Genomic DNA, 2,888 nt, shown 5'->3' on the forward strand with positions numbered 1-2,888 from the left:
GTCGCACCCTTGCCCCCGGCGCCGCGTCCGCCGCAACGTGACCTGACGCCGCTTGCAATCGGTGCGGGCGTGGTGGCCGGTGCCGTGATCGGCGCCACCATCGCCGACCTTCACAACCAGCGCCGCGAGACCATCGAGGGCGGGCGGACCGTGTATACCGAGCCGGACCGCATCATCATCCGCGATCCGGGCGGGCAGGCCTACGTCCGCGGCAACGATCTCTATCGCTTCCGTTATGGCGCTCGCGACATCCGCACCGACACCGTCGGCGGCGAAACCCGTACCGTCGTGGTGCGTCCCGATGGCAGCGAGATCATCACCGTGGTCGGCGCCGATGGTCGGATGATGCGGCGTATCCGCCGGGATCCCCGTGGGCGCGAGATCATCATCATCGACAACACCTACCGCGATCCGCGCGCGGTCGGCGGGTTCTATGTCGACGTGCCGCCGCCGGTCGTGAACATTCCCTATGATCGCTACATCGTCGACGCCCAGGAAGCATCGCCGGACGTGATCTACCAGACGATGGTTGCACCGCCGGTGCAGCGAATCGATCGGCGCTACTCGCTCGACGAGATCCGCTACAGCCCGAATGTTCGCATGCAGATGCCGAGCATCGACGTCAACACGATCATCTTCGAGACGGGATCGTGGACCATCCCGCCGGACCAGGCGGCCCGGCTGCAGGTGATCGCCGACGGCCTCAACCAAGCGATCCAGCGCAATCCGCGCGAGGTGTTCCTGATCGAGGGACACACCGACGCGGTCGGCAACGAGGTCGACAATCTGTCGCTGTCGGACCGTCGTGCGCAATCCGCGGCCGAACTGCTGACGCAGCAGTTCGGTGTGCCCGCCGAAAACCTGACGTCGCAGGGCTACGGCGAGCAGTACCTGAAGGAGCAGACGCAGGGGCCGAGCGCGATCAACCGTCGCGTGACCATCCGCAACATCACGCCGCTGCTCAACGGCGGCCAGGCCTCGCTGCCGCCGCCCCCGCCCGGCACCGCGCCGCCGCGGTAACGGCACACACAAATGCAAAATGGCCGGGAGCGATCCCGGCCATTTTTGTTTTCTCTTGTAGGGTTGGTTAGCCGAAGGCGTAACCCACCAGCTTCGTTCGGGAAACGCGGAAGCGTGGTGGATTAGCCCTTGTCGCTCTCCAGTCGGAAGATCTGCGAGCCTTCGCTGCCCGAGAGCAGGCCGGTGTCGCTGTAGAGCTTCAGCTTGGTGCGGGTGTCGGCGATGTCGAGATTGCGCATGGTGAGCTGGCCGATACGGTCGGCCGGCGAGAACGCGGCGTCCTCGACCTTCTCCATGCTGAGCCGCTCGGGCGCATAGGTGAGGTTCGGGCTCTCGGTGTTGAGGATCGAATAATCGTTGCCGCGGCGCAGCTCGAGCGTCACCTCGCCGGTGACGGCGCGCGCGACCCAGCGCTGCGCGGTCTCGCGCAGCATCAGGGCCTGCGAGTCGAACCAGCGACCCTGATAGAGCAGGCGGCCGAGGCGCATGCCGCTGATGCGGTACTGCTCGATCGTGTCCTCGTTGTGGATGCCGGTGACGAGGCGCTCATAGGCGATGTGCAAGAGCGCCATGCCGGGCGCTTCATAGATGCCGCGGCTCTTGGCCTCGATGATGCGGTTCTCGATCTGGTCGCTCATGCCGAGGCCGTGGCGGCCGCCGATCGCATTGGCTTCCAGGAACAGCGCGACAGGATCGGGGAAGGTCTGGCCGTTGAGCGCAACCGGCTGTCCCTCCTCGAAACGCACCACGACCTTCTCGGCCTTGACGGCGCAGTCGTCGCGCCAGAACGGCACGCCCATGATCGGGTTGACGATCTTGATGCCGCTGTCGAGGCTCTCGAGATCCTTGGCCTCGTGCGTGGCACCGAGCAGATTGCTGTCGGTCGAATACGCCTTCTCGGCGCTCATCTTGTAGGCAAAGCCCTGCGCGGTCATGAACGCCGACATCTCGGCGCGGCCGCCGAGCTCGTCGATGAACTGCTGGTCGAGCCAGGGCTTGTAGATCTTCAGGCCCGGATTGGTGAGGAGGCCGTAGCGATAGAAGCGCTCGATGTCGTTGCCCTTGAAGGTCGAGCCGTCGCCCCAGATGTTGACGCCGTCTTCCTTCATCGCCGCGACCAGCATGGTGCCGGTGACGGCGCGGCCGAGCGGGGTGGTGTTGAAATAGGTGATGCCGCCGGTCGAGATGTGGAAGGCGCCCGACTGGATCGCGGCGATGCCTTCGTGGACCAGCTGCGTGCGGCAATCGACCAGCCGGGCCTTCTCGGCGCCGAACTCCATCGCCTTGCGCGGGATCTCGTTGTAGTCGGCCTCATCGGGCTGGCCGAGATTGGCGGTGTAGGCGTAGCAGCGCGCGCCCTTCTGCTTCATCCAGAGCAGCGCTGCAGAGGTGTCGAGGCCGCCCGAAAAAGCGATGCCGACTTTCTCACCCTTGGGCAGGCTTTTCAGGATCGTGGTCATGGCGCTTCCAATCGGGTCTCAAGGGGCTGATGTCGGGGCGAACTTGACCGCGCGAATATCAAATTTCGCAGGGATCGGCACGCATTTAATGGCTCAAACCGACGGCTCGGGACCGGTCTTGCGGCCGAACAGGCGCTGGCGGAGCCGGTAGGCGGGCATGTTCAGCCGGGTCAGGGCGGCATCGACGGCCTCGTCGGAAAACCGCGTCCGCGGCCAGCGGTAAATCAGCGCGTAAGCGAACCAGATCACGACGAAGGTGACGAGGCCGGCAATCGAGACATCGGTAAAAAAGTGCCCGCCGAAGGCCATGCGCAGGGCGCTGGTGACGGCGCCAAAAATGATTGCTCCGGCATAGGCGAGCGGCCGCCACGCCGGCGGGGCGAGCGCGGCCGGCGCCAGCGTCCAGAA

The 2,888-nt window shown here is 65.5% G+C and carries 2 protein-coding genes and 1 pseudogene; 1 reads left to right on the forward strand and 2 read right to left on the reverse strand.

Annotated elements, in window-relative coordinates:
• On the forward strand, positions 1–1,020 hold a 1,020-nt coding region (locus MOV74_RS35135), incomplete at its 5' end, for an OmpA family protein (protein ID WP_309486865.1).
• A 122-nt stretch (positions 1,021–1,142) separates the two neighbouring features.
• On the opposite strand, the gene argG is transcribed toward MOV74_RS35135, so the two are convergent.
• Together argG and MOV74_RS35145 are read right to left on the reverse strand one after the other, a co-directional pair.
• Positions 1,143–2,480: an argininosuccinate synthase gene (gene argG / locus MOV74_RS35140; RefSeq protein WP_246931686.1), complete on the reverse strand. Its 1,338-nt coding sequence runs from the start codon at positions 2,478–2,480 to the stop codon at positions 1,143–1,145.
• A gap of 93 nt (positions 2,481–2,573) precedes the next feature.
• A pseudogene (locus MOV74_RS35145) lies at positions 2,574–2,888 on the reverse strand (PAP2 family protein); the annotation flags it as partial.

Source organism: Bradyrhizobium sp. SHOUNA76 (assembly GCF_023006445.1).
In the GTDB taxonomy this organism is placed as follows: Bacteria; Pseudomonadota; Alphaproteobacteria; order Rhizobiales; family Xanthobacteraceae; genus Bradyrhizobium.

What these genes read in the sequence shown, in the direction of transcription:
- argG (WP_246931686.1), bottom strand. Translation starts at nt 2,480, where the DNA reads ATGACCACGATCCTGAAAAGCCTGCCCAAGGGTGAGAAAGTCGGCATC.